Here is a 1,584-nt window from a genome sequence, read left to right as displayed (position 1 = left end):
GTAACTATTCAGCGAATCGAATACAATCAGGTTGGTCAGCAACAATTTTAGAATAATCCTCTGATTATCATCAAAATAACAGTGATTCTATTTGTGAATGTCAGATAAAATCGCTATCTTTGTATCTGTGAAACAGCAGGTTAACGACATAAATTCGACCTTGGCCGGACTATTGTCCGAGCTTAAGGAGTTACGGGGAACGATTGATTCCTTGTATGCCGAAAATCGGTCGCTTAACCGAAATATTGATAAACTACTTAAGGAAAACCGTGAGTTACGCAAGCGTCTGGAGAAGTATGAACAGCCGCCGAAGGACTCCGGCAACAGCAGTACTCCGCCATCGAAAGAACCGATAAAGGCTGAGGTGGACCGCCGGACAAAATCATTGCGGAAGAAGTCAGAAAGACCTGTCGGCGGTCAATCCGGACATGAGGGAACTACACGCAAAATGGTGGAAACACCTGACGAAATTCAGGAAGTGTCATCCCACTATTGCATGGAGTGTGGCAGGGATTTGTCTGAAGTTGAAGGGGTGCTCGAATATGTCACCCAGCAGGTGGATCTGCCTCAGATACGGCCAATCTATCGTGAACGCAGATTTTATAAAAAAGTCTGTAGCTGCGGATGTTGCAATCGTGATTATGCACCGCGTCGCAGGGGCGGTAATGCTATTGTCTTCGGCAAAAACATACGTGCCATTGCAACCTATCTGAGCGTGGTGCAGTGTATGCCTTATGAACGGTTGCAGTCGTTGTTTGAGACGATGTTCAATGTCAGAATCAGTCAGGGGACACTGGCCAATATCGTCCGTGAGATGCTTGAAAAATCCCGCCCTGCCATTGCCTTGATAGAACGAATGATAAAGGAATCCTCAGTAGTGGGCTTCGACGAATCGGGATGTTACACCAATGGGAAGCTCAACTGGTCATGGATTGCGCAGACAACGTATCTGACTCTCGTGTTCCGGGGCGCTGGCCGTGGCGCCAAAGTCCTTGAAGAACGCTTCGGTGACTCTCTGAAGAATATGGTCGCAGTGACAGACCGCCACAGCGCGTACTTCGCCATTGACTTCCTCAACAATCAGATATGTCTGGCTCATCTGCTGAGAAATCTCGAATATCTCAATGATATAGACAAGGAACAGACCTGGGCAAAAGATGTGCAGACGCTGTTGCGGGAAGCCATCCATCTGAGGAATCAAAAAACTTATGAGGTAATCCCTAAAGATAGTTGGCTGACGAGGCTTGATGAGTTGCTCAAAAAGAACCTTGACAATATGCGCAATGAGTTCAATGAGATGAAAAGGGGGATAATCAGATGTCGAGATTACATATTCAACTTCCTTGAGAATCCGGCAATACCATCCGACAACAACGGCTCCGAACGCGGAATCCGGAAACTCAAAGTCAAGCAGAAAATATCCGGATGCTTCCGATCTGATACCGGTGCCGATGCCTTCCACGCTTTACATTCTATCGCTGACACGGCCTGGAAAAACGGACAATCCCCTCTTAAAGCTATATTGGCGCTCGTCTAAACTGACGGGCTAATTCTTCGTATCCTTTGTTCTCGCTGAATAGTTAC

General features: G+C 46.8%; 1 protein-coding gene. It reads left to right on the top strand.

Going from position 1 to position 1,584, the window contains the following annotated elements; translation table 11 throughout:
• Positions 1 to 97: 97 nt before the first annotated feature.
• On the top strand, positions 98 to 1,537 hold the full coding sequence (locus tag HU824_RS19390; RefSeq protein ID WP_228099337.1) for an IS66 family transposase: 1,440 nt from the start codon (positions 98 to 100) through the stop codon (positions 1,535 to 1,537).
• Positions 1,538 to 1,584: the final 47 nt, after the last annotated feature.

The sequence above is a fragment of the Bacteroides sp. L10-4 genome, assembly GCF_013373675.1.
Classification (GTDB): Bacteria; Bacteroidota; Bacteroidia; order Bacteroidales; family Bacteroidaceae; genus Bacteroides; species Bacteroides muris.
This window is presented reverse-complemented; position numbering and strand designations above follow the sequence as displayed.